Annotated in this window: 21 protein-coding genes; 10 read left to right on the top strand and 11 right to left on the bottom strand. The window is 43.0% G+C overall.

All coding sequences use genetic code 11. The features are described from left to right. Positions 1–18: 18 nt before the first annotated feature. Both phrB and H8B19_RS00965 read right to left on the bottom strand, forming a co-directional pair. On the bottom strand, positions 19–1,446 hold the full coding sequence (phrB, locus tag H8B19_RS00960) for a deoxyribodipyrimidine photo-lyase (protein ID WP_206683148.1): 1,428 nt from the start codon (positions 1,444–1,446) through the stop codon (positions 19–21). A 50-nt stretch (positions 1,447–1,496) separates the two neighbouring features. Then, the gene (locus H8B19_RS00965) at positions 1,497–2,462 is read right to left on the bottom strand and encodes a DUF523 and DUF1722 domain-containing protein (protein WP_186504905.1); all 966 of its coding nucleotides are present in this window, start codon (positions 2,460–2,462) and stop codon (positions 1,497–1,499) included. A gap of 180 nt (positions 2,463–2,642) precedes the next feature. Between H8B19_RS00965 and H8B19_RS00970 the strand changes: the two genes are divergently transcribed. Then, positions 2,643–3,239 carry a sigma-70 family RNA polymerase sigma factor gene (locus tag H8B19_RS00970; protein WP_186504906.1) on the top strand — a complete coding sequence of 199 codons (597 nt, stop codon included), beginning with the start codon at positions 2,643–2,645 and terminating at the stop codon, positions 3,237–3,239. After that, on the top strand, positions 3,206–3,862 hold the full coding sequence (locus H8B19_RS00975; protein ID WP_186504907.1) for a ChrR family anti-sigma-E factor: 657 nt from the start codon (positions 3,206–3,208) through the stop codon (positions 3,860–3,862). The genes H8B19_RS00970 and H8B19_RS00975 overlap by 34 nt, the downstream gene beginning before the upstream one ends. A 42-nt stretch (positions 3,863–3,904) precedes the next feature. Here H8B19_RS00975 and H8B19_RS00980 read toward each other — a convergent pair whose 3' ends face one another. Further along, a complete protein-coding gene (locus H8B19_RS00980) occupies positions 3,905–5,545 on the bottom strand; it encodes a methyl-accepting chemotaxis protein (RefSeq protein WP_186504908.1) in 1,641 nt (546 codons plus the stop codon). Positions 5,546–5,982: 437 nt separating this feature from the next. On the opposite strand from H8B19_RS00980, the gene H8B19_RS00985 reads away from it, so the two are divergent. After that, positions 5,983–6,324, top strand: coding sequence for a 5-carboxymethyl-2-hydroxymuconate Delta-isomerase (locus H8B19_RS00985; protein ID WP_186504909.1), 342 nt, complete (start codon positions 5,983–5,985; stop codon positions 6,322–6,324). Between the two features lie 90 nt (positions 6,325–6,414). Here H8B19_RS00985 and H8B19_RS00990 read toward each other — a convergent pair whose 3' ends face one another. From H8B19_RS00990 to H8B19_RS01005, 4 genes are all read right to left on the bottom strand, one after another. Further along, a complete protein-coding gene (locus tag H8B19_RS00990) occupies positions 6,415–6,852 on the bottom strand; it encodes a hypothetical protein (RefSeq protein WP_186504910.1) in 438 nt (145 codons plus the stop codon). A 2-nt stretch (positions 6,853–6,854) separates the two neighbouring features. After that, positions 6,855–7,283: a CBS domain-containing protein gene (locus tag H8B19_RS00995; RefSeq protein ID WP_186504911.1), complete on the bottom strand. Its 429-nt coding sequence runs from the start codon at positions 7,281–7,283 to the stop codon at positions 6,855–6,857. 25 nt (positions 7,284–7,308) lie between these two features. Further along, entirely contained in the window at positions 7,309–8,748 is a 1,440-nt protein-coding gene (gene rmuC / locus H8B19_RS01000) for a DNA recombination protein RmuC (RefSeq protein ID WP_186504912.1), read from the bottom strand. Positions 8,749–8,848: 100 nt separating this feature from the next. Next, positions 8,849–10,369, bottom strand: coding sequence for a fumarate hydratase (locus H8B19_RS01005; RefSeq protein WP_186504913.1), 1,521 nt, complete (start codon positions 10,367–10,369; stop codon positions 8,849–8,851). Positions 10,370–10,521: 152 nt separating this feature from the next. On the opposite strand from H8B19_RS01005, the gene pabB reads away from it, so the two are divergent. The 3 genes from pabB (at position 10,522) to H8B19_RS01020 (ending at position 14,008) form a co-directional block, all read left to right on the top strand. Further along, on the top strand, positions 10,522–11,901 hold the full coding sequence (gene pabB, locus H8B19_RS01010; protein WP_186504914.1) for an aminodeoxychorismate synthase component I: 1,380 nt from the start codon (positions 10,522–10,524) through the stop codon (positions 11,899–11,901). After that, entirely contained in the window at positions 11,902–12,471 is a 570-nt protein-coding gene (locus H8B19_RS01015; RefSeq protein WP_186504915.1) for a CoA pyrophosphatase, read from the top strand. Positions 12,472–12,634: 163 nt separating this feature from the next. Beyond that, positions 12,635–14,008 (top strand): L-serine ammonia-lyase, encoded by a 1,374-nt coding sequence (locus tag H8B19_RS01020; protein WP_186504916.1) that lies wholly within the window; start codon positions 12,635–12,637, stop codon positions 14,006–14,008. An 81-nt stretch (positions 14,009–14,089) separates the two neighbouring features. Here H8B19_RS01020 and cysB read toward each other — a convergent pair whose 3' ends face one another. Next, positions 14,090–15,064, bottom strand: coding sequence for an HTH-type transcriptional regulator CysB (cysB, locus tag H8B19_RS01025; RefSeq protein WP_186504917.1), 975 nt, complete (start codon positions 15,062–15,064; stop codon positions 14,090–14,092). Positions 15,065–15,281: 217 nt separating this feature from the next. Here cysB and H8B19_RS01030 point away from each other — a divergent pair, with 217 nt between their 5' ends. Next, entirely contained in the window at positions 15,282–15,956 is a 675-nt protein-coding gene (locus H8B19_RS01030) for a sensor histidine kinase (protein WP_186504918.1), read from the top strand. A gap of 69 nt (positions 15,957–16,025) precedes the next feature. After that, the gene (locus H8B19_RS01035; RefSeq protein WP_186504919.1) at positions 16,026–16,790 is read left to right on the top strand and encodes a hypothetical protein; all 765 of its coding nucleotides are present in this window, start codon (positions 16,026–16,028) and stop codon (positions 16,788–16,790) included. Positions 16,791–16,807: 17 nt separating this feature from the next. Here the strand turns inward: H8B19_RS01035 and H8B19_RS01040 are convergent, their stop codons facing one another. Beyond that, the gene (locus tag H8B19_RS01040; protein ID WP_186504920.1) at positions 16,808–20,587 is read right to left on the bottom strand and encodes an EAL domain-containing protein; all 3,780 of its coding nucleotides are present in this window, start codon (positions 20,585–20,587) and stop codon (positions 16,808–16,810) included. Between the two features lie 664 nt (positions 20,588–21,251). Here H8B19_RS01040 and H8B19_RS01045 point away from each other — a divergent pair. Beyond that, positions 21,252–22,196: a DnaJ C-terminal domain-containing protein gene (locus tag H8B19_RS01045; RefSeq protein ID WP_186504921.1), complete on the top strand. Its 945-nt coding sequence runs from the start codon at positions 21,252–21,254 to the stop codon at positions 22,194–22,196. Between the two features lies 1 nt (position 22,197). Continuing rightward, positions 22,198–22,497 carry a chaperone modulator CbpM gene (locus H8B19_RS01050; RefSeq protein ID WP_186504922.1) on the top strand — a complete coding sequence of 100 codons (300 nt, stop codon included), beginning with the start codon at positions 22,198–22,200 and terminating at the stop codon, positions 22,495–22,497. A gap of 190 nt (positions 22,498–22,687) precedes the next feature. On the opposite strand, the gene H8B19_RS01055 is transcribed toward H8B19_RS01050, so the two are convergent. Beyond that, complete coding sequence (locus H8B19_RS01055) at positions 22,688–24,091, bottom strand: MBL fold metallo-hydrolase RNA specificity domain-containing protein (protein ID WP_186504923.1); 1,404 nt, start codon at positions 24,089–24,091, stop codon at positions 22,688–22,690. Positions 24,092–24,205: 114 nt separating this feature from the next. Continuing rightward, the gene (locus tag H8B19_RS01060; protein WP_186504924.1) at positions 24,206–24,631 is read right to left on the bottom strand and encodes a universal stress protein; all 426 of its coding nucleotides are present in this window, start codon (positions 24,629–24,631) and stop codon (positions 24,206–24,208) included. Positions 24,632–24,827 lie beyond the last annotated feature (196 nt).

Raw genomic sequence — 24,827 nt, forward strand, 5'->3', positions numbered from 1 at the left:
TATCCTTTGATGTGCTTGTTAGCTTACCTGTTGGGTCAAATCAGCAAACCAGCTTTTGGTTTGTGCAACTGCCACTTTATGTTCAACAACAGGCAAAGGGTAACCAGCCTGAATCGCTTGCTCTTTACTGGGTTGATGAATGTTTTTGGCACTTAAATGAGCAAGTTCCGGCACATAGCGTCGTATAAAACTGCCATCTTCATCAAACCGTTCTGATTGTCGGGTAGGGTTAAAAATACGGAAATAAGGCACAGCGTCCACGCCGGTCGACGCACTCCACTGCCATCCCCCATTATTCGACGCAAAATCCCCATCAACCAAATGTTGCATAAAAAAACGCTCACCCCAGCGCCAGTCTATAAATAAATGTTTGGTTAAAAACATCGCCGTTACCATTCTGAGACGATTATGCATCCATCCAGTTTGCAAGAGCTGCCGCATAGCAGCATCTACAAGCGGATAGCCAGTTTTGCCCTGACACCATCTCTCAAAAAGTTGTCGATCTTTTTTCCAGGGAAGTTTATCAGTGTCCAGTTTAAAGGGTTTGTGACGGCATAAGTCAGGAAAGGCAATCAGTAAATGGCGATAAAAATCACGCCAAATAAGTTCATTTATCCAGCTAACTGGCCCTTGTTGTCCGGTATCGATTTCACCATGATTTAGTTGTCTTGCTGCGCGGAAACACTCAAGTACTGATATTGCGCCTACTGCTATATAAGCCGACAGTCCGCTGGTACCATTAATAGAAGGAATATCACGATATTCATGATAATCGCTCACGGCCTGTTGCAAAAACTCATTTAGCTGATTTTGCACCGCGTCTCTCCCTGCTGGCCACACAGACCGCCAATCAACAAGGTCGCGCTCCAACTCAGCAAGCCAAATATCCAACGCCTGTTTATCACTATGCAGCATAATCTCGCTCTGAGGCTGCGGACAGGGATAATAATCGCGGCAATACTGGTCAAACGCTTTGATGTATGCGCGTTTGAACGCGCTATACACTTTGTAGCATTCACCCTGAGCGGTTTTAATTTTGCCCGGCTCTATCATGCACTGGTCGTGGCAGGCAACCGTTTGCAATGTCAGCTGCCGCACTTTTTTAACCACATTACGGCTCATCGCCATTTCGTTAACTTCATATTCATGATTGAAATAAAGCTTTGACGCTCCCAGTTCGACAATCAGCTCTGCCATGGCGGCAGGTACCGCAGAGAAGTCAGCACATTTTCGAATAATGATCGGCACATTAAGTGATGCAAGCTGCTCAGTTAAATCATCGAGTTGCCGTGCCATTAAAGACAAACGCGCGGGGGAAAAATCATGTTTACACCATTGTTCCGGAGTAAGAAAATAAACAGCAGCAGTCGCTCCATCCTGCATTGCGTTTGACAGTGCAGGATTATCATCTATACGCAAATCACTGCGAAACCACATCAGATTCATGTGTTTATCCTTGCGTAGACATAAAAAAGACCATGGCAGCCTTATCGGCGTTAAATAGCATTTTGTAAACCTAATTCAAAGGGATAAGCATCCCATACAGCTGAGTCACTGCGGCACTGATATTTCTCGCGGAAAACATTCAGCAGTGTCATGGGCACAATAAAAGGCACAATACCGTTGCGGTAGTGGTCAATATAGGTAATGGATTGCTGTCGCTCAGCCCCGCTTAACTGCTGTTTTAGTCCTTTATAAATACGCATAAGTAAACTGGCGTGATGTTGTGGTTTAGGCAGTTTTTTCATCGCCTGCATAAATTCAACAATGTATTCATTTACCAGTACCTCTGCGTCTTGCACAGCAGTTCTGGCCAGTTTTTGGCCTAGCATCTTGCATACCGATTCGCTATGACTGCGTAATAACAACTTATATCTGTGATGAAACCTCTGGATATTAAGCAATGTGGGATTTGTTAAAACCGTAGTCTGCCATTCATGGTAAGCAAACACCTGTAGCAAAAAATTTTCCCGACAACGACTGTCATTCAACGCCCCCGCTTCAACCACGGGTAAGCAAGGCATTAATTGCATTAACTTTTCCGCAAATGCACCATGAGTACTCGCCATTGGCATGCCTTTGTCTGTGTACAAAGTTGCACTGCCAACAGCACAACTTGGCGATTTTTGCATGAAAATAAATCCACTCAGATGTTGTAAAAATGGTGCTTGTGTCTCGGCATAGGATTGCAACGCTGGCGCATAATTCTTACTGGCATCGTGTCGCTCATGAACCTGATGTTGTCCCCCGACACTGACCACCCGAATAGCGGCCCGGGGCGTTGGCAAACCAATCGCTACTTCGGGGCACATGGGTTTAAATTCAAAATAACGACTTAATACGTTGTTACAATAACGTGACAGTTTATGCCCACCGTTATAACGAACTTCCGCACCGGTTAAGCAGGCACTTATACCCAGTACAGGTTTGTTATCTGTTGTTGCGCTAATTGATTGTGTCATGTGTTATCACTCCAGAAAGCTTAAACCGGTATACGCTGGCTTGCCTGATGTGGATCACCCAAAATGCAATTAAATAAATTTTAATGTTAACCGGAATTTGCAGACCGACAGTGAATATGCCTAAAATGTTGGTTCACTTGAAATAAACTGCGCTAGCGCACTATCAAAAGAGACACACGGTTGAATCAGGATCCAATCGAATCATCTCCGACACTAGAATCACTGATACAAGCAATTGCGCAGCATCGCGATAAACAAGCTTTTGTTCAGTTATTTAATCTAATGGCCGGGAAACTAAAGTTTTATGCGATCCGTTGTGGCGCGAATGAACAGGATGCCGAGGAAATTGTTCAGGAAGCCCTGATAAGCGTGTGGCACAAAGCCAGTCAATTCAATCCTAAAACTGCAGCTGCTACAACATGGCTATTCAGAATAGTACGGAATAAACGTATTGATTTTGTTAGGAAATCTCGCCCAGATCAAATTCAATCATTCGATTTATTTCCAGACCATGGTGGTGAAGAATTAGAAATTGATGCGGAAAGTGATCTGACTGCGCAATTCACCCGTACACTAATAGAGTATCTGCCAGATGAGCAGCGACAAATTGTGTATCAGGTGTACTTTGAAGGCAAATCACACAGTGAAATAGCCAGCGAAATGGATTTACCGCTGGGCACAATTAAATCGCGCTTAAGGCTGGCGTTAAATAAACTGGATTCACTTGCGAAAGAACATATGTCATGGCTAATCATCATCCTACTGACGACTTATTAATCCGCCATAGTGCTGGCCAGCTGCCAAACGCACTAGGTATTATTGTGGCTTGTCATATTGAGCAATGTACTCAGTGTCAGCAAAAAATAGCGGTTTATGATCAACTCGGTGGTGAATTGCTGGTACAGAACGATGAACTTAGTCCCGCTAACCTTTCTGTGAAGGCAGATTTACTCGAAGATACACTGGCAAAGCTGGACCAGCCTTTGCCTGATGAAAAGACCATTCAACCTGTTTCCGACAGCGCGATCCCCGGTCCTCTTCGGCGTTTTATACCATGCAAACTCAGTCAGATTAAATGGCGTGGATTTGCCAAAGGCATTAAAGAAATATCGTTAGGATTTTCAAACGGGCACTACAGTGCCAAATTGTATAAAATTTCCCCCAACAAACTGCTACCAGTTCACACGCACAAAGGTAATGAATTTACCTTTGTGATGCAGGGGAGTTTTTCTGACAATGCTGGTTGCTATCGTGCCGGCGATTTTATTCAGACGGACCCCAGTATTATCCACCAGCCCAAAGCATCAGATTACCAAGCCTGTATCTGCTTTGCAGTAACCGATGCACCACTCAAATTCACCGGTTTATTTACGCGGTTATTAAACCCATTTTTACGGTAACCAGCCTTGAGTATTTAAGTTAGCCAGTAAACGTTTGACGCTTTAAACTTTAAAGCGCCCCACGTTTTCGTTAAGCCCGCCTGCTATAGATGCAATATCATCAGATGCGTGTTTAGTGTGCTTAGTCAGTTCAAGGCTTTGCTGTGACAAGTCATTTAACATAGTGACATTGCGATTAATTTCATCAACCACCTGACTCTGTTCTTCGGTTGCCGTGGCAATTTGATAAATCATCTCATTGGTGGTGGAAACGGCATCATCCACCTGCTGTAACGCGGTCTGGATTTTCCCGGAGGCATCCACCACGTTATCCACCTGGCTTCTCCCGGTTTCAATTGCATTGACTGCGTCATTAACCCCACTTTCCAGTCCGGTAATCATGCGCTGAATGTCTTCTGTTGACTGCTGAGTACGACTAGCCAGGGTGCGCACTTCATCAGCCACCACAGCAAAACCTCGCCCTTGTTCTCCTGCCCGCGCCGCTTCAATCGCTGCATTTAACGCCAGTAAGTTTGTTTGTTCTGCGATCCCCCGAATAACATCTAATACCTGCACAATGTTTTTCGATTCATCGGCCAGCTTACTGATCACTTCACTGGCATACGTCACCGCCGAGGTGAGTTTGTTAATGCTATCAACAGATTGCCCCACCACATCCGACGAATGTGATGCTTTATCTTTCGCGTCACGGGTTTCTTCAAGTGCAGACTGAGAGTTATTGGCCACTTCACGTACGGCCTGGTTCAACTCATTTACCGCGGTGGCGATCTGCTCCAGGCTACTGCTCTGATCATTAGATATATGCTGAGTTTGTTTAGCCGAGTCATTTAGCACTAATACTGTTTTATCCAGTGTTGACGCATCTCCTTTAACCAGTGATATAAGCTGCTGTAATTTAGTCATTAAACCATTAAATGTTGCAGCAAGTTGTGAGAGCTCATCACGACCACTGGCATCCAGTCGTCCGGTAAGATCACCATCTCCTTCACTAATTGCTCCAATCACACGGTTTAGCTCATCTACCCGGGTGGTAATAAGTTTTGGTCCCAGAATGATGCTGGCCAGACTCGCAGCCGCAACCAGAAGGATCACAAACACCTGAATGGCACTTTGTCGCTGAGCAGAGCCTTCTGCATCGGTGGAAACCTGATCAGCCACCTGCTTTAACTTACTGCCTATGTCGTCGTAATATTTACGCAATTGACTAAAATTGCGCATCACTTCACTGGAATTAAATTCTGCCGCCTGATTAATTTGTCCGGCATCAGCCAGTTCAAACACTTTTTTAGCGGAAGTAAGCCAGGTTTGGTAACTGTTATCAAAACCTCGGTTAACCGCTAAAATATCCGGATAATCCTTTACTGCATTTTCAACCGCCCGCATTCGGTCAAGCGCCTGCTTGGCATTTTCATCAAAGCTGTCTCTGTCTTGTGCGTAGTCCGACGCACCGAGACTTCGTTTGGTCACATAGGCCTGACTGGCGGTTAACGCCTGATACAGATCTCGGTCTGCGTTTAACCCAGTATCAATTGCGTAAATAAAAACATCAGATAGCTTTTTTGTATCAGATGCCAGCATTGAGCTACTGGTGATACTCAATACACTCACTATCAGAGTCAGTACAGAGATGGCAATAAGTGGAATTGAAAACTTGGAACGAATGGATAAGTTATTAAAATTCATGCTGTTACCTTTCTCCTATAACAACCTTGAGCTGGCACACCGCTTAAGCACAGTGACATAAGCATAGTGTACTGGAAGCAAAGTGTGTTGATCTTTCTCAAGCTACTGCCCATTTTATTTACCTGGCCAGTAATCTGACGTCTGCTGTGGTTAAAAATCATCCAGCCCAGACTCAAAACCAGGCTCGCTAAATATTGATCAATACTAATACTACTCTGCTATCTGTATATATCGACTCGTTTTAACAAAACTGCAACAAAAAGTAATATCTACAACGTAACTGATCTCGTGTTACTGCTGTCACTTTAAAACTATCTTAAGATAAGCAGATATTCCCCTATTGCAAATCAGCTAAATACCAGCGCATTTTTAATATTAGGATTAGATATAAAACATGCTATTCTCGGCCTCCCTGTTAGCTCTGACCGCAGAAAAAAATGCCTCACTGTATTGTTGAATATGCAAATCCATTGACGAACCTTATTGATCCCCAAAAAATTGTTGCGACGGTACATCACTGTGCAGAAAAATCCGGACTGTTTTCAATTGAATCAATTAAATCCAGAGCGATAGGCTATGACCATTTTACCAGTCTGAACAAACTAAATTTTATCCATGTCAATATCAGGTTGTTATCCGGAAGAAGTGACACTGCCAAAAAACAACTATCAACTGAAATGTTAAATGCGTTGCAAAAACTGGGCTTAGACAATATTTCGCTGACGGTGGAAATAACAGATATGCATACGGATAGCTACGCTAAAAGTATTGTTCGCTAACTCCAAAAAACAGCCCAATTGCTGAAAAAGACAGGTAAAGATCTATAGAAGCCCAGCTGCGTGGGCTTTTAAACATTTATGTGAAAGCCGTTATTTTAACCAACCTTCTTTGCTGCCTTTTACCGACAACCAAATTAAATAACCGCCTATTACTAAAACCAGAACTGGCATAGTTAAGCTACCTGCACCATATACCGCGTAAGAATCCACCAAAACAAAGGCATGATAATTTTGTGCAATCACGGCAATAAAAGACAGCATAAATAAGATCAGGGATAAGCGTTTTTTTAATAGCAGCGCTAACGCCCCCAAAGATCCTGATATAACCGCTAATCCAAATGACCAGGTAGCCCACATCGGGTAATCTTTAAACAATGCCGCTTCATTAGCTGGCATTGTCGCGTCCAGCATTTCAGTAGATGTCATTAAATGCGCAACAAACGACATCAAACCAAGTAAATTCCAAACCAATGCAATGCTGGCAACCAACGTAAACCAGCTGGGTAAATTTTTGTTATTTTCTGTCATAGTTATTTTTTGACAACCGCCTGACCTTTAAGTAATTCAATATGTTTTAAAATATCACGCCAGCTCAAAATACCAACCCATTCTTGTTCATTATTTAATACAGGTAAACAGGAAACATTTTTAGCATTAAACAGCTTAATAGCTTCAATCACTCCCTGATCCTGATTAATGGTTATCAATTGCCGCGACATAATCTGATGAACCCGCTTATTTAACGATGCCAAATCATGTTCATTTTGCATATTGGTACCAATGCGTGGACTGATTGCTCTGAACAGATCTTTGTCGGTTAACACCCCAAGCAGTTTTTTATCCGCAACAACTAACAAATGGTGAAAATTTGATTTACGAAAAATCTCATAAACCACATCCAGTCGATCATCCATTTCCACCGTTACTACGCGTTTTGTCATGAGTTCATGTACTTTCATGCATATTCTCCTGCTGCTTAGTGAATTAATCCTCGTCAGTATTCTGAGTCAAACGACTGCTCAGTTGTTTACTGGTTTGCACACCTAAAGTTTTAAATTCTTCTACCTTACGCACGATATTACCTTTGCCTGTGCTCAGTTTATTTATCGCTGCATCATAACGTTTTTGCACCGTTTGCAAACTGGTACCCAGCCCTTCTAAATCCTGGGTAAAACCAACAAACTTGTCATACAAGGCCGCCGCTTTCTTGGCAATATCCTGAGCATTCTGATTCTGGTGTTCGTAACGCCAGATATTATTGATTGTGCGTAATGCCACCAATAAGTTAGTTGGGCTAACCACCATAATATTGTTATCCAGCGCCAACTTCATTAAATCCGGAGCCTGATCCATGGCTAACAGAAATGCCGGTTCAATTGGAATGAATAACAGCACGTAATCCAGTGTCTTTACACCTTCGAGTTTCTGGTAATCTTTTTTACCTAACTCTTTAATATGACTACGTAAAGACAGAATATGTTCATTTAAATATTGTAGACGTTGTACTTCGTCTTGTTCATGGAAGTATTTTTCGTAAGCTGTCAGCGATACTTTTGAGTCAATAATCACATCTTTATTATCAGGCAAGTGCACAATCACATCGGGTTTGTAGGCTTTACCTTCTTCATTTTTAAACTGATTCTGGGTGTGATATTCGTGCCCGGAACGTAATCCTGATTCATTTAAGATTTGCTCTAATACTAACTCGCCCCAGTTACCCTGTTGTTTGTTATCACCTTTTAAGGCTTTGGTTAAGGCCGCTGCTTCCTGAGTAATCTGTAAATTGAGTTCTTTTAATCCCAAAATCTCCGTTTTAAGCGACGCCCGCTCCTGGCCTTCTTTTACATACTGATCGGTCACTTGTTTTTTAAAGCCTTCAATCTGCTCCTTAAGCGGATTTAGTAGCAAATTGAGTCCTTCTTTACTCTCACTGGAAAACTTTTGTGTTTTTTGTTCAAAGATTTTATTGGCCAGATTTTCAAACTGCTCTTTTAAGCGGCTTTCAGCGTCTTGCAACGTTTGTAATTTTTCATCGAAGGATTGTTTTTCACGCTCGAACGCCGCTTGCTGAGCAGAGTAACGACTATTGAGCTCAGCATGTTGCTGTTGTGCCTGCTGATATTTATCCTGCCACTGCTGTTTTTCGGCGCGTAATTCAACTAATTGTTCAGCCTGCTGACGCAATTGCCCCAGCTCACCTTGTAACTGACTATGCTGCACATGGAACTGCTCTATTTGTTGTTCTTTTTGCGCCAGTTGCTGACTGTTGAATTGCAACTGTTGTTGTGCCACGGCGTTTTGCTGCTCAGTTTCGTTTAATTGTTGGGATAATTTTCGCTTTGCCAACACATGGCCTGCGATAACTCCCACACCTGCTGAAGCCGCCATTAACGCCAGATGTAACGCACTTAATTCCAAATTCATTATTATGCTGTCCTTCAACTATTTTGTTGATTAAACCATACAAAAACAAAAGGCGTCGAATGACGCCTTTTTAATTCCGCTAATTTTTCCTGTTGGGCAATCAGGCTTTATTCATTTCTGCGATTTTGCCTTTCCAGATGGCAGGCCCAGTTTGATGAACATTATTACCTGTGCTATCCACTGCCACCGTCACCGGCATATCTTCAATTTCAAACTCGTAGATAGCTTCCATACCTAAATCTTCAAACGCCACAACACGGGCCTTTTTAATCGCTTTAGATACTAAATAAGCAGCACCACCTACCGCCATTAAATAAACGGCTTTGTGTTTGGCAATACTGTCTACCGTTGCCGGACCACGCTCCGCTTTACCTATCATGCCAATTAAACCGGTTTTCTCCAGCATCATATCGGTAAATTTATCCATACGTGTCGCCGTTGTAGGACCCGCAGGACCCACCGCTTCGTCACCTACAGCATCAACCGGCCCAACGTAATAAATAAAGCGGTTGGTTAAATCGACGCCTTCTGGCATGCCTTCGCCGTTATCCAGCATGGTTTGAATACGTTTGTGCGCTGCATCACGCCCGGTCAGCATTTTGCCAGATAACAACACAGTTTCGCCGGCTTTCCAATCCAGAATATCGTCACGTTTTAAGTCATCTAAATTTACCCGACGGGTTTGTTCACCCACTTCCCAGGTGACTTGTGGCCAGTCTTCCAGTTTAGGCGCTTTAAGCTCCGCCGGACCACTGCCATCTAAATAGAAATGTGCATGACGCGTAGCCGCACAGTTAGGGATCATCGCAACCGGTTTTGATGCGGCATGGGTCGGCAGTGATTTGATTTTGATATCCACCACTGTGGTTAAACCACCTAAACCTTGCGCACCAATACCTAAATTATTGACCGCTTCAAACAACTCTAAACGTAGTTTTTCTTCAGTGGTTTGGGCTCCACGAGCCTGAAGTTCGTGAATATCAACCGGATCCATCAGTGATTCTTTGGCCAGTACCGCCGCTTTTTCAGCCGTACCACCAATGCCGATGCCCAGCATGCCAGGAGGACACCAACCCGCGCCCATGGTGGGCAAAGTTTTAACCACCCAGTCCACAATCGAATCGCTTGGGTTTAACATCACCATTTTGGATTTGTTTTCACTGCCGCCACCTTTGGCCGCAATCATGACTTCGATTTTATCGCCTTCAACCATATCGATATGCACCACGGCTGGCGTATTATCTTTGGTGTTTTTACGCTCACCGGCAGGATCTGACACGATAGACGCACGTAAGGGGTTATCGGCGTTGGTATAGGCGCGACGTGTACCTTCGTCCACCATTTGTTGAACGGTTAAATCGGTTTTATCCCACTGCACCGCCATACCAATTTTAACAAAACAAGTGACAATGCCGGTGTCCTGACATAAAGGACGATGACCTTCTGCCGACATACGTGAATTAATCAGGATTTGCGCCATCGCATCTTTAGCAGCCTGGCTCTGCTCCTTGTGATAGGCCTTTTCCACTGCCTGCACATAATCCAGCGGGTGATAATAAGAAATAAACTGCAATGCATCTTCGATGCTATCAATAAAATCTTGCTGACGTATAACGGTCATACGTTACCCCGTAAAATTTGGTTTAAACTTATCCGAAATGAATAAATTTATCTTTTTGAAATTACCATTATGATACCCTGCTCCGGCCTGCCACACCAAGCCGAAGCAAAATAAAAACCGCGTAAATTCAAATAATAATTTATAAGTGAAGCATGAGCGTGAATGTAGAACAGCTTAATATTTCCCCACAAACCGACATTTGTCAGCTTTTTGAGCATTATTCAGCTAAAAACTGGTCAATGCTGCTCGATTCAGGTACCAGCCAGCATCAACATGCCCGCTACGATATTATGGTTGCCGGGCCGATTATGACGCTCACCACTCAAGGGGACACAACACATATCTGGCGCGCTGAAACAAATAAAATCACCCAAAGCAGCGATAATCCAATTTCACTGGTCAGGAAACATTTAGAACATTGTTTTGGCACCCCTGAGATTCAGACAACTCTGCCGTTCTGTGGCGGGGCATTAGGAATGTGGGGGTATGATTTAGGCAAACGTTTTGAAACGCTGCCAGACGTCGCACTCAACCCGTACCGAACTCCGGATATGGCGATAGGACTCTACAGCTGGGCTGTGATTAAAGATCATCATCAGGGTGAATATTATCTGGTTTCGCATTCTGACTACTCTGCACCGGACAGCGCTGAGATAGAAAATTTATTGAACAGTGACGTTAGCAGTAACGTAAAAGCGTTCAAACTTACCGATAACTGGCGCTCAAATATGACTGAAACCGACTACCTGACTAAATTCAATAAGGTTCAGGACTACCTTCAGGCAGGTGATTGTTATCAGGTAAATTTGGCTCAACGCTTTGAAGCACAGTATCAAGGAGATGAGTGGCAAGCTTATCTGACTCTGCGCCAACAAAACCAGGCACCTTTCTCCGCCTTTATAAAATTACCTGAATCAAGCATTATCAGCATTTCTCCGGAGCGCTTCCTGGAAGTAAAAGGTACGCATGTGCAGACCCGTCCGATTAAAGGCACACGCCCACGAGCTTCAGAACCTAAGCAAGACTGCGCAATGAAAAACGAATTGCAACAATCGGAAAAAGATCGCGCCGAAAACCTGATGATTGTGGATTTATTGCGTAATGATATTAGTAAACACTGTTTGCCCGGCAGTGTAAAAGTACCTGAACTATTTGCCATTGAGAGCTTTGCCGCTGTGCACCATTTAGTATCGACCGTAACAGGTGAACTCGAAACCGGCCATGATGCGCTTGATTTACTCCAGGGGGCGTTTCCCGGTGGATCAATTACGGGCGCTCCCAAAATCCGGGCCATGCAAATTATTGATGAACTGGAGCCCCATGCTCGTAATATATATTGCGGAAGTATCGGTTATTACAGCCTGAACAAACGCATGGACACCAGTATTTGTATCCGTACGCTACTGTGTGAAAACAATCATGTTTATTGCTGGGCCGGAGGAGGTCTGGTGGTTGATTCTGATGGAGAGCTTGAATATCAGGAAACTTTAGATAAAGTTGCAAAAATTCTGCCGGTATTAAAGGAGCTTTAATTGGATAAAGCGCAGTTCCTAAGCCGTTTTGTATCACAGGTTGCTCAGCAATGGCAGCCTGAATACCCGCTTAAGCAGCAAGCGCGTCAGGCTGCTGTATTAATTCCGGTTATTGAACGTGACAAACTAACACTGCTGTTCACCAAACGCGCTGCGCATTTAAAACATCATCCCGGCCAAATCAGTTTCCCCGGTGGGCGCGCAGAGCCCAATGATCTAAGTTTAAAACACACCGCTTTGCGTGAAACACAGGAAGAAATTGGCCTTGACGCGCAACAGATTAATGTCATTGGCCAGCTTCCAAGTTTTAAAACAGTCAGTCGCTATCAGGTGACACCCTATGTAGGCCTGATAAAGCCTCCTCTGACGCTGCAAACCGATCCGGGTGAAGTGGAAGACACATTCGAGGTACCATTAGCTTATCTTATTAATCCTCAAAACCATTTAGTGGAACATATTCAGCGTAACGGTCAACGTTTCCCTGTCAATCTAATTCAATATAGAAATCAATCAATATGGGGCTTAACTGCAGCTTTTATTTTGAATTTAAGTGCAATACTCAATCATTAATAGCCAAAGAGCATTAGGATCAAAATGATGCTGTTCTACTTAAAAATTTGTTTACACTCCATAGAAAAACTAATTCATCCCATTACTTTTGTCAGCTTGTACGCTCTGCCACAATTAGCCATAGTTAATCCTTTGTGTTTTAAAACCATAATAAGAGTAAATAATGATCAGTGTATTTGACATGTTTAGCATTGGAATTGGTCCTTCCAGCTCACATACTGTGGGCCCGATGCGTGCTGCGCTGGCATTTATCGATGCCCTAAAACAACACAACCATTTTGAACAAACAAACACCATAAAAACAGAACTATACGGTTCGCTTGGCCAGACAGGCAAAGGTCATGGCACAGGAAAAGCAGTAATTTTAGGTTTGTGCGGCTTTGCTCCGGAAACCATTGATGTCGATATTATCGAGTCCACACTGACTGATATAGACCATTCTGAGCGACTAAATTTAAATGGTGAAAAGTTAATAGACTTTCCCCGTCAGAATGCCATTATTTTTCACCGTCGAAAAACACTCAAACTACATGCCAATGGTATGACATTATTTGCTTATAAAGATGATGAATTACTGTTTGAGCAAACCTATTACTCCATAGGTGGCGGTTTTATTATTCGCGAACAGGATTTTGAACAACAAAAATTTATCGCGCTTGAAGAAGAAAAGAAACCAATTCCCTACCCCTTTGAAACCGCTGCAGAATTAATACAGCAGTGTAAAGATAATGGATTTCGTATCAGTACTTTAATGTTGAAAAACGAAACAGCGTTTATGCCTCAGTCACAGATTCAGGCTAAATTGTGGGAAATCTGGCAAGTGATGCGAGGGTGCATTGAAAAAGGCATTCATACCGAAGGTATTTTGCCTGGCGGCTTAAAAGTTAGCCGCCGGGCTCCGGCTTTATATCGTCGCCTGCAGCACGAAAAAACCACTGATCCCATGGTTACCATGGATTGGGTAAACCTTTTCGCTCTGGCCGTTAATGAGGAAAATGCGGCCGGTAGTCGTGTAGTGACCGCACCAACAAATGGTGCAGCTGGAATATTGCCAGCAGTTCTGCGTTATTACGATAAGTTTGTACAGCCAGTGGATGAAGATACTGCCGCGCGCTATCTGCTAACCGCCGCCGCCATTGGAATTTTATACAAAAAAAATGCCTCTATTTCAGGCGCTGAAGTAGGCTGTCAGGGCGAAGTGGGCGTTGCCTGTTCAATGGCAGCTGGTGCTCTGACTGAAATATTAGGTGGCAGCGTATCAGCAGTGGAGAATGCAGCAGAAATTGGTATGGAGCACAATCTGGGTTTAACCTGTGATCCTGTAGGCGGTTTAGTGCAGGTCCCCTGCATTGAACGTAATGCCATGGGTGCCATTAAAGCCATTAATGCATCCCGTCTGGCATTGCGTGGAACGGGTGATCACAAGGTATCGCTGGATAAGGTAATCAAAACCATGTGGGATACGGGTAATGATATGAAAGCCAAATATAAAGAAACCGCACGAGGCGGTTTAGCTGTCAATATTATTGAGTGTTAATCAGCTCAGGTACGGGTTGCGACTACAGAGTGTCTCTCGTAGCTCGTAGCTCGTAGCTCGTAGCTCGTAGCTCGTAGCCACTTATTTTACCGGTAAGGTTAAGCCCTTGAACATCTTTTCAATTTCATCATTATTTTTAAGCATCATCGCTCTTTCAACCACATCTTTAGTTAAATGCGGTGCGAAACGCTCAATGAAATCATACATATAGCTGCGCAGGAACGAACCTTTACGGAAACCTATTTTGGTTGTGCTGTAATCAAATAAATGACTCGCATCAATTTTAACCAAATCTGCATCCAGCTTAGGATCAACCGCCATGGACGCAATCACACCAATACCGACACCTAAACGCACATAAGTTTTTATTACGTCAGCATCGGTCGCAGTAAATACAATTTTAGGTTCCAGCCCTGCCCGGCCAAACGCTTCGTCCAATTCAGAGCGACCAGTAAAACCAAACACATACGTCACCAAAGAATACTGGGCAATATCTTCTATCGTGATTGAGGATTTTTTGGCTAACGGATGGTCACGATGCACAATAATACTGCGATTCCAGTGATAACACGGCAACATCACCAAATCGTTATACAAATGTAGCGCTTCCGTAGCAATCGCAAAGTCGGCTTCGCCCTTAGCCGCTAAATCACTAATTTGCGATGGTGTCCCCTGATGCATATGCAAAGACACTTTAGGGAATTTATCCATAAACCCCTTGATTACGTTAGGCAGAGCATAACGAGCCTGGGTATGGGTAGTGGCAATGTTTAATTTGCCACGATCAGGCAAAGTATGTTCACGGGATACAGCCTTAATACTTTCAACTTTCGCCAGAATTTCCTGAGCAATATTAATCACATCCTGACCCGCGCTGGTAACATGTGTAAGATGTTTGCCGCTACGTCCAAAAATTTGCACACCCAGCTCATCTTCAAGCATACGAACCTGCTTACTGATCCCCGGCTGCGAGGTGTATAAGCTCTCTGCAGTAGCTGATACATTCAGATTATTATTTAAGACCTCAACGATATAGCGCAGTTGTTGTAGTTTCATGGTGGAAGTAAACCTGCCTGTTATCAATTAACGAATTGTTATCCCTCTGACGCGGCACTTTTGCCCGTGGAGAATGCCTCACTTATTCTAAATATATATACCTTTCAAGAAATTAATTCCATATAATTTTATAAAAAGTCGCTTTTTTATTATTAAGTGGTGCAATACCGCGACGAATTAACGACAATAAAAGCATAGAAAAACAAGAGGATCATCGATGTTAGATTTTTCCAGCGTATTAGCATCTGCCGTGCACGATATGAAAAACTCTTTGTGTCTGTTGCTTCAATCTATCGAAACCCTGTCCACCGAAGTGGCTGATATGGATGACAGTGTATCTGAACAATTAGCCAGTATCCATTACGAAGCATCACGGCTTAATACCAGTTTAATGCATATTTTGTCGTTATACCGTGCCGGGCGTGAGCAGCTACCAATAAATATTGACGAATATTACATGGATGACCTGATTGACGAAGTGGTCGCAACCAATCAAATGTACATTGACCGTAAAAAAATGGCGCTCAATATCACCCTTCAGGACGATTTAAGCTGGTATCTTGATAACGAGCTCGTCTGTTTGTTGCTCAATGATATTTTAATCAATGCCATTCGTTACAGTAAAAAGAATATCGCCATTAGTGTATACACAGACAATAACCAGTTATGTATTCAGGTTGAAGATGATGGAAATGGCTATCCACAAAGTATGCTTGATGCCAACGCGTCTGAGATGCAGGATTTCGACCTCAGCACAGGCAGAACCGGGCTGGGGCTTTATTTTGCACGCATGATTGCCATGTCACATGAACGCAATGGAATTCAGGGCTCGATTGAGATGGAAAATGGAGGGTATTACGGTGGAAGTGTATTTAGATTAAAATTGCCCTAATATAGAGCCGATAACTAAATAATAAACCTGTTTGCTCTCAAACAACTGCACCGGGGAACGCCTAAATTGATGTACAGTATTGTTATAATTCTGCTTGCTGCTTTGTTTGTGATTGCCGTTATTATTAACGCTATTCAACAGTACAAAAATAACATTGAAGCAGAAAAGCGAAATGAATTAAATCGATTAAAAATCGTTATTGATGAAGCAGAAGACACGCTGTTAGCGGCCGAATATCTGCCGATTAGCAGTGTAATGAAAGAGATTATTTATAAACGTCTGATTAATGGTATGAGTGAGGCGCTAAAAGTAAGCCCGGGCATTCCCGAATACCAAAAGCGTATTAGTGAAGTACAAGACATAAAAGCTGCACATACGGTCACCCCAACCGATCCCAATAACTTTAACTTCACACTGCCAGATCACGAAAAGCAAATTATCGTTCTTATACAAGGGATAAAGCGACTACGCATGATACTGCGTAGTGAGTTGCAAAAAGGTAATATTGGCAATGATATTTTTAGTGCCGAGGATAAATATCTCGAACGTTATCAGTTAATGGTTAACATAGAAACGCTGGCAAAACGCATTCAAAGTTCTCTACAAGCCCAAATGCCAGGTTCTGCCCGCCAGTATCTGGAAAAAGGCATAGGCGCTTTAAAAAAACAGGCTTCACAGGATGACTATGTCATCAGGCGTAAAGCAGACTTTGAAAATCAACTGGCAAATATTCAGGAAGCGATGCGAAATGCCAACCAGCAGGACACAGAGCGCCGCATTGAAGCTGATAAAGATGAGCTGGATGAACTGTTTGCACCAAAGAAAAAATGGTAAACGATGCACTTAGACCTTTAACTAATCTGCATTACTTGCCTGATTTGCAGCCGTAATTGATCGTCGTGTCCCAATAACATTTGTTCAGCCCGATGAGCATTTACCGCCGGGCTGAATAAAAATCCTTGCACTAAATCACAGTTAAACACCAATAACTCCTGAAATTGGTCAGCACTCTCCACCCCTTCTGCGACCACTTTCATATTTAATTCCCGTGCCAGATTAAATATATTTTTCAGCATCACTGCGGTTTTGTTGTCGGTCAGTATCGTATCAATAAAGGACTTATCTACTTTTAATACATCAATAGGTAATGTCGTCAGGTAATTAAGAGAAGAAAACCCGGTGCCAAAATCATCCAGTGAAATAGATATGCCCAGCGTTTTTAACTCGGTGAGGATCTGACGTGCTTGTTTAACATGCTCAAGCAAAGACGTTTCCGTGATTTCCAGCTCAATGCAGTTACCTGGAATATCGTATTTATCTAACTGAGTACGTAATAATTTGAACATATCTGAACGGAATAATTGTGGCGCTGAGACATTAATCGCCACCGAACTGTTTTTCAGTAGTCCGCGGTGATACCACTCTGCCGCTTTTTGACAAGCATTGATGGTTACCCACTCTCCCAACTTTAAAATCAAATCAGATTCTTCAGCTAACGGAATAAATTCCGCAGGAGAGATCCAGCCATTTTCGGCGTCATTCCAGCGCAACAAGGCTTCAAAACCGCAGACACCACGCCCATTACACTGGACTTTAGGCTGAAAGTATAAATCAAGCAGCCCATGATTAAGTGCATGACGCAGCCGTGCTTCCATATTAATTCGTGATGTAACACGCTGGCTTAATTCCGGATTATAAACATGGAACCGGTTTCGTCCGCCTTTTTTGGCCTCATACATCGCAGTATCCGCATTTTTTAGCAAGGTAATACTGTCCAGGCCATCACGTGGAAACGCAGTAATACCTATACTGGCAGACCCTTTCACCCAACGTTTATTAATATGATATCCACTGGATAACTTTGTACTAATACGGCTAATTTTCGCCTTAACCTGCTGATTGTTAACATCGCCATTGATAATTAACGCAAATTCGTCTCCGCCTAAACGGGCCAGTTTGTCCTCAGAACCTTTATTTTCATTCAGTCGTTCTGCCGCCATTAACAACAATTCGTCTCCGGCATTATGCCCCCACAAGTCATTCACCTGCTTGAAATGATCCAAATCCAGATAAAGCAATACAAACGGTTTTTTGTTTGGATCATCTACCATTGAAGTAAGGTAATGATTAAACAAACGACGATTGGCCAGACCCGTTAATTGGTCGTAGTTTGCCAGTTGATTTAGCTCTTTAATTCGTAACTGACGAACAAAAATAATCCAGCCTATCGATATCGTGGTAATCAAAATCAACAAGTAAAAAACATATAACCACCAGGGGTTATTTATTTTAAAAGCAAACTCAACACTACTAACGCTCCAGTCTCCGTTGCTGTTAGTTCCCTGCAACTGAAAATCATAGTTACCCGGCGGTAAATTGGTAAAATACACTTCGGTGCGGTTGCCAATATCCTGCCAGTTATCATCGTAACCATTTAACTTGTATCGATAGCGGTTTTTGGTGGGGGCAGTGTAATCCAGTGCAGCAAACGAAAAGCGCAACGCATTTTGATCGGATTCAAAATCAATTCGCTCACCCTGATTTATAACCTGACTGGTGAGAATTTTATTTGAGACTTCAATGTCGGTAATAACAACAGGTGCATCAAAAAATTCGTTGTAATCCCGCGTCGTATCGATCTTTAGCAATCCCTTATTTGAACCAATATATAATGCCTGCCCCATGGCACTAATAGATGCCTCAAGAAACTGCCAGTTAGGCATATTGATAATATTGGAATAGACGGTCAGCTTATGATTCTGAGTATCGATGCTGCCAACCTGGTTCACTGTGGTAAACCAAAGCTGATTATGCTGGGTGTAATACACATTTTTAATACGTGTATCAATTTCAGGATCGGCGAGTGTGATATAGCTGGGTTCATTTGGCTCATGTGTTTTGGCATCGAATGTTACTTTAACCAGCCCCATGCCCTGGGTTGCAATCCAAACAGCGCCGGTATCATCCTCAGTAATACTATTAACACGAATTGTCTGCGAACCATTGTCCCCCAAGTGTACATGAAAGATTTTTTCACGAATCGGATCAACCCGGTACATACCGTTGGAGGCCGCAATCAGTAAATCACCGTTTTTAGCCTGAACTAACTGATAAGGAAAGTTTCCAGCCATAACGTAAGGATCGTTATCCTGGTATAAAAAACGCTTAACCACGCGTTTTTCGATCAATGAGTACTGACTAAGTCCGGTATAACGATTAGCCAGCCACAGATAATCACCATCCTGCACAATATCGTAAACTTCCCCATCTTGGATAGGTTCATTTTTAAGACTGTAAGTTTGAACAATTTCTCCGGTACTGGGATTTATCTGGCTTATCCCGTCATTTTGAGCAACCCAGATTGAGTCCTGTTTTCCCCGATGCACCGATACATTCCAGATTTGCTGGGTATCGGAGTCATTTTTATAATCGATAATATGTGTCACGGTTTGTTGGCTTGGATCAATGCGCTCCAGAGACATATCCGTGGCAACCCAGATATTGCCGTTACTGACTTCACTGCCCCATACGTTATTCGATACCAACCCCTTATTATTCAACGTTTTATAATAAAGCGTTGTACCCTCTTTCACCGGCGAATAAAACGCCACGCCATTATGGGTGGATACCCAGACTAAATCCGAGCTATCGACGGCCAGATGATTAACCTGATTACCAGGTATTGAAGCATCACTGTAAGCATCATGCTGTAAATGCATAATGCTGTTTTTATTTAAATCAATAACACTGATGCCCTTGTTAAAATACCCCAGCCATAAGCGCTGGTAGCGATCGACAACCAGCGACGAGATTTTATTTTCGGCTAATATCAGTGGCGAACTTGTGTCGGTCGAATAATGAGTAACCTTGTGGTTGTTCAAATCAATTGCAAATAATCCCGCACCTTCTGTCGCTACCCATAACGTATTTTGATGAATTAATAATTTATAAACCGGTCGGGATAACAACTTATCCAGCTGCTCATCGCCACTAAAAAATGGCTGGACTTTACCATTGTCTTCAGACAAATATCCCAACCCTTCGCTGGTACCGACCCACAACGTATTATCATTTTGCTGCGCCAGAGACATCACCATAGACATATTAAACTTGTCATCTACCGGCATTGATGTGAACTGTTCAGTGACGGGATTAAAATCAATCAATCCATTGCCGCTCCCAATCCAAATCTTATCGGGACGAACAACTAACGCATTTAACAGCCAATTGGTGGGAATAGAGTCGGGATCTTCTGAATGAAGAAAGTGTTTAATGTGTCCGTTTAACTGAATTTTGTTTAAGCCGTCTTCTGTCGTCACCCACAAATTTCCCTGACTGTCTTCAACCATAGAGGTGACAAAATTATTGGTTAACCCTTTGCTGCTGCCGTGGGTATAAGACAAGGTTTTAAAATGTTTGCCGTCATAACGGCTAATGCCAGAATCTGTTGCGATCCAGATATACCCGGATTTTTGCTGATAAATTCCCAGCACTTCAACAGAAGGCAAACCATGACTGGCCGTCAAAGTAGAAAAACGATATTTAGTGGATATGGGATTGGCAAAACTCAGACTGCAAAACAACATCAACAATGCAGCAAAAAGCGTATTCCAGCCTTGACATCTGAACATCAATCTCGGAGAGATAACACAAAAAATTTTACTATCAGACAAAAGAAATCAACCCAAATATCCAAAAGCTACAACAGTTTGGCATTGACTAAGCCGGTTCACCAGAAGCGCGCGATTATACACCAGTTAATTGTATGTAAAAAACGCATATTTATCATATTAATTACATAATGAAACCAATTGTTACGTTTGCTTTCCAACGGGATTATAAGTAACTGTTTTTAATTAACTTAATAACCAGAAACTCAACTTACTCAAAACATAAAACATTGATTTAGAGTGAGCATATACGTGTAAAAAAAGAGTAAAATATCATACAGAAACCAAAGGACAGACCAGTCATTATCGGTAAACCTGAATTTCCCAGGCAGGTAAAATGAAACTACTGAATAGATAAAGCAGATATCCAACACCGGACAAATCGTTATAACAGTTGAGGCTGTAGCTAAGTTACAACCCAGTTTGTATTTGTCGCACTATTAAATTTGTCCACCCTGCACATGATCTAAATCAAGGTTGTTATATAAAATTATAAATAGTGCAGTATTTGGTTGAATTAGGTGGCATTCTGAAGCGTCAACACGCGTTGACTCGCATCAGGTGTACCTGACACCTTGTTAGTTCACTCTGACTTAATTTTGGTAAAACCTGCTAGGGTAACTAAATGGAATTTAAAGACTATTACGCGATTCTGGGGGTCAGGGAAGACGCGGATCTGAAAGAGATCAAAAAGGCCTATCGAAAACTGGCCCTGACTTTTCATCCGGATATGAACGCCGACGAAGGGGCTGAGGAAAAATTCAAGGAAGTGGCCGAAGCCTATGAGGTATTGAAAAATGCCGAGCGCCGGGCTGAATATGACGAGTTGCGTCGTTATGGTGGCACTAAAGGCTTTGAGCCCCCTCCTGACTGGCAACAGGGTAAGGGCTTTGACGGAAATGCCCGGGGACCATCCGGACAGGATTTTTCTGATTTTTTCAATTCCATTTTTGGCGGCGGTTTCAATCAGGCGCGTCATTCAGCGTCTGATGAAGCTTTTTCTTTTAAAGGCCAGGACGCTGAAATCGAAGTGCCAATATTTCTGGAAGATACTCTTGCCCAACATTCCCGTAATATTGAGTTCAGTATACCGACCTATGAAGGCGGACAAATCAGACACATTAAAAGAACCCTGAAAGTGAAAATCCCGATGGGTGTCATGGATGGAGAACGTATTCGTCTGAAAGGTCAGGCTGGACCGGGTCATGGACAGGGACCTAATGGCGATCTGTATCTTCATATCCGCCTGGTTCCTCACCCTTTATTTGATGTGCAGGGCCATAATCTGCTGTTAACTTTACCAGTAAGTCCCTGGGAAGCGGCACTAGGAGCAAAAATTACCATACCGACGCTAAGCGGCAAAATCAATCTGACGATTAGCCCCAATAGCCAGACCGGACAAAAACTACGCATCAAAGGCAAAGGATTGAAAACTAAAACAGTCACCGGTGATTTATTAGTGATCCTGAAAGTCGTTATGCCGCAAACCAACAGTGAGGAAGCCAAAACATTATGGCAACGAATGGCGGATAGCAGCCAATTCAATCCAAGAACAGAATGGAGCAACTAACATGGCAGAAACCACAATTGAAATTTCGGTCACAGAATTATATGCCGTTGAATATATCACCCCCAAATTGGTGACCGAAGCTGTGGATTTGGGCATCGTCATCCCGATTGAAGGTGCCAGTGCTAAGGACTGGGTGTTTGATACCAACAGTGCACACTGGCTGAAAAAGGCCGCACGCTTGTATCTGGATCTGGAAATTGACTGGGTGGCAGTGTGTATGGTCATTGACTTATTAAAACAAAAAGAGCAACTGCTACGGGAAAATGCTCAATTACGAGCTCAATTACAGCGGTTTATTTAGCCTCACAATTCAATACCGAATCGACAAACAAGGGATCAATCACCGCAGCACCGCGGAAAACGACTCTGCAACATAAGATTTGATGCAGACGCATTTGCGTCAGGTTGCCTTTGGTCAACAACCAGACACCAGTGAAAAGCAGAGCCAACGCCCTTAATAGCGTCAGCAATATGGCTGAATACTTCAGGCGTTAAAACGCGATACAATGGTTTTGTACCGCAATCTCAGCTTCAATATTTTTATCTGTCCAAAGTTTATTGGATAGAGTATCCAGTGCAGTTGACTCGCCATGCACCAACATGATTCGCGGTGAACCTTTAAAATGTGAGACCCACTCAATTAACTCAGATTGTCCGGCATGAGCTGAAAAGCCCCCTAATGTCTCAATACGCGCTTTCACCAGATAATCTTCACCAAATAATTTGATATGTTTTTTGCCGTCAACCAAAAGTCGACCCAGCGTCCCGCGCGCCTGAAAACCACAAAATATCACCGTACTGCGTGAATCCCAAATACGTTGCTTAAAGTGATGACGAATACGTCCCCCGGTACACATGCCACTACCAGCAATAATCAACGCCCCCTTACTGATTTTATTAATCGCCATCGAGTCCTGAGGTGATGAGGACAGTAACAGACGAGGAATAAAGTCCTTTAAAATTGAATGGGCCGCAGGACGTACTAATTTAATATCCTCTTTATCCAGTTGATTAAACCAGTGGTCATAAACTTTGGTAACCTCAATGGCCATTGGACTGTCCAGAATCACCTGCCAGTTTTGCAGGTCTCCCTGTTTGTATAACTGGCCTAAATAAAACAATAATTCCTGAGTACGCCCAACTGCAAAAGCGGGGATCATAATGTTACCGCCCTTGTGTTCCGTTTCGCGGATAATAGTGCGTAACTGCTCCACCGTGTCTTCAATTGGACGGTGATTACGATCACCATAAGTGCCTTCCATTAACACCACATCAGCTTTTTCCAGAATTGTGGGATCATTCATCAAAATTGCACTTTTATTACCCAAATCACCGGAAAAAACCAATGTACGGCTTTTGCCTTTTTCCTCAATACAAAACTCTGTGATAGCGGATCCCAAAATATGCCCAGCATCATGGAATGTCACACTGGCGTTGGTTGCTACTTTAAATGGTTGTCCATAGGGATGTGCTTTACTCAGGGATAAGACTTTGGCTACATCCTGTTCAGTGTAAATAGGTTCAAGGGGCTCTTTACCGCGACGCAAACGACGACGGTTGGTGCGTTCCAAATCGCTTAAGTATAAATTGACTGAATCAAGCAGCATAACTTCCAGTAACTCCACTGTCGCAGAAGTAGCATGAATAACGCCGTTGAACCCTTCATGTACCAGTTTTGGCAGCATACCACTGTGATCCAGATGGGCATGAGACAATACCACTGCGTTAATGCTAGCTGGTGCGAATTCAAAATACTCATCAGGCAGGCGTTTGGCTGCGTTGCCCCCCTGATGCATGCCACAATCGAGCAAAATCCGCCCCAATTCCGGAGATTCGATCATATGACAAGAACCCGTTACTTCTTGAGCTGCACCTAAAAATCTGACAGTTGCCATGGATGATACGCCTTTATATTTTGTTGTAGTAAAACACCAGACCATAGCCAAATTTTAGGACATGGATCTGTATCAAATTTAACTTAACTGCGATTGATTTTATGTTCCCCAAAATCACACTTTCACTGCCAGCACATCACATTTAACACCGTGCAATACCGCATTAGCAGTGGAACCTAATAACAATTTAAGACCTTTCTGACCGTGAGTTCCTATAACAATCAAGTCGGATTGATCTTCCTTAGCCCTCAGGTGAATTTCATCGGCAGCTTCACCCTCAGACGTGTAGACTTGCGTTAGCGGGATGTGGTTTTGCTTAGCAATATCCGATAACTTCTCTCTAGCCTGCTCTCTCCATTCAGTTAACATCTCTGCGCCAAAGGCATCACCTCCATAAGGACCGTAGTACCGATATGGATAAGCCACGTAAATCAGGCTTAATTGCTCAGGTGTCTCCACCAGTTTCAAGGCCCTTTCCAGGACAGGTTCATAAGTTGCGTAGGGATCTATAGCAACAAGAACTTTTTGATAACTATTCATATTATTCTCCACTTAAGGTTAGTCATTTATCGATACCTTCCGGATGTATACGGCTTATTTCCGGAGCTGATAACTCGGTGGTTACACTTAATGCCCTTATTCATTACGGTGTCATTGCATGGTATGCCTTACCCTAACGTTCAGGGTCTGTACTGACCCATTTTTAACCAAATTACAGCCCTAATCATTTCAGAAG

Source organism: Neptunicella marina (assembly GCF_014270035.1).
Classification (GTDB): Bacteria; Pseudomonadota; Gammaproteobacteria; order Enterobacterales; family Alteromonadaceae; genus Neptunicella; species Neptunicella marina.

Bases quoted from the DNA above. Each gene is read 5' to 3' on its own strand.
- phrB (WP_206683148.1), bottom strand. From the start codon at position 1,446: ATGAATCTGATGTGGTTTCGCAGTGATTTGCGTATAGATGATAATCCT.
- H8B19_RS00965 (WP_186504905.1), bottom strand. From the start codon at position 2,462: ATGACACAATCAATTAGCGCAACAACAGATAACAAACCTGTACTGGGT.
- H8B19_RS00975 (WP_186504907.1), top strand. From the start codon at position 3,206: ATGGCTAATCATCATCCTACTGACGACTTATTAATCCGCCATAGTGCT.
- H8B19_RS00980 (WP_186504908.1), bottom strand. From the start codon at position 5,545: ATGAATTTTAATAACTTATCCATTCGTTCCAAGTTTTCAATTCCACTT.
- H8B19_RS00985 (WP_186504909.1), top strand. From the start codon at position 5,983: ATGCCTCACTGTATTGTTGAATATGCAAATCCATTGACGAACCTTATT.
- H8B19_RS00990 (WP_186504910.1), bottom strand. From the start codon at position 6,852: ATGACAGAAAATAACAAAAATTTACCCAGCTGGTTTACGTTGGTTGCC.
- H8B19_RS00995 (WP_186504911.1), bottom strand. From the start codon at position 7,283: ATGAAAGTACATGAACTCATGACAAAACGCGTAGTAACGGTGGAAATG.
- rmuC (WP_186504912.1), bottom strand. From the start codon at position 8,748: ATGAATTTGGAATTAAGTGCGTTACATCTGGCGTTAATGGCGGCTTCA.
- H8B19_RS01005 (WP_186504913.1), bottom strand. From the start codon at position 10,369: ATGACCGTTATACGTCAGCAAGATTTTATTGATAGCATCGAAGATGCA.
- pabB (WP_186504914.1), top strand. From the start codon at position 10,522: ATGAGCGTGAATGTAGAACAGCTTAATATTTCCCCACAAACCGACATT.
- H8B19_RS01020 (WP_186504916.1), top strand. From the start codon at position 12,635: ATGATCAGTGTATTTGACATGTTTAGCATTGGAATTGGTCCTTCCAGC.
- cysB (WP_186504917.1), bottom strand. From the start codon at position 15,064: ATGAAACTACAACAACTGCGCTATATCGTTGAGGTCTTAAATAATAAT.
- H8B19_RS01030 (WP_186504918.1), top strand. From the start codon at position 15,282: ATGTTAGATTTTTCCAGCGTATTAGCATCTGCCGTGCACGATATGAAA.
- H8B19_RS01035 (WP_186504919.1), top strand. From the start codon at position 16,026: ATGTACAGTATTGTTATAATTCTGCTTGCTGCTTTGTTTGTGATTGCC.
- H8B19_RS01040 (WP_186504920.1), bottom strand. From the start codon at position 20,587: ATGTTCAGATGTCAAGGCTGGAATACGCTTTTTGCTGCATTGTTGATG.
- H8B19_RS01045 (WP_186504921.1), top strand. From the start codon at position 21,252: ATGGAATTTAAAGACTATTACGCGATTCTGGGGGTCAGGGAAGACGCG.
- H8B19_RS01050 (WP_186504922.1), top strand. From the start codon at position 22,198: ATGGCAGAAACCACAATTGAAATTTCGGTCACAGAATTATATGCCGTT.
- H8B19_RS01055 (WP_186504923.1), bottom strand. From the start codon at position 24,091: ATGGCAACTGTCAGATTTTTAGGTGCAGCTCAAGAAGTAACGGGTTCT.
- H8B19_RS01060 (WP_186504924.1), bottom strand. From the start codon at position 24,631: ATGAATAGTTATCAAAAAGTTCTTGTTGCTATAGATCCCTACGCAACT.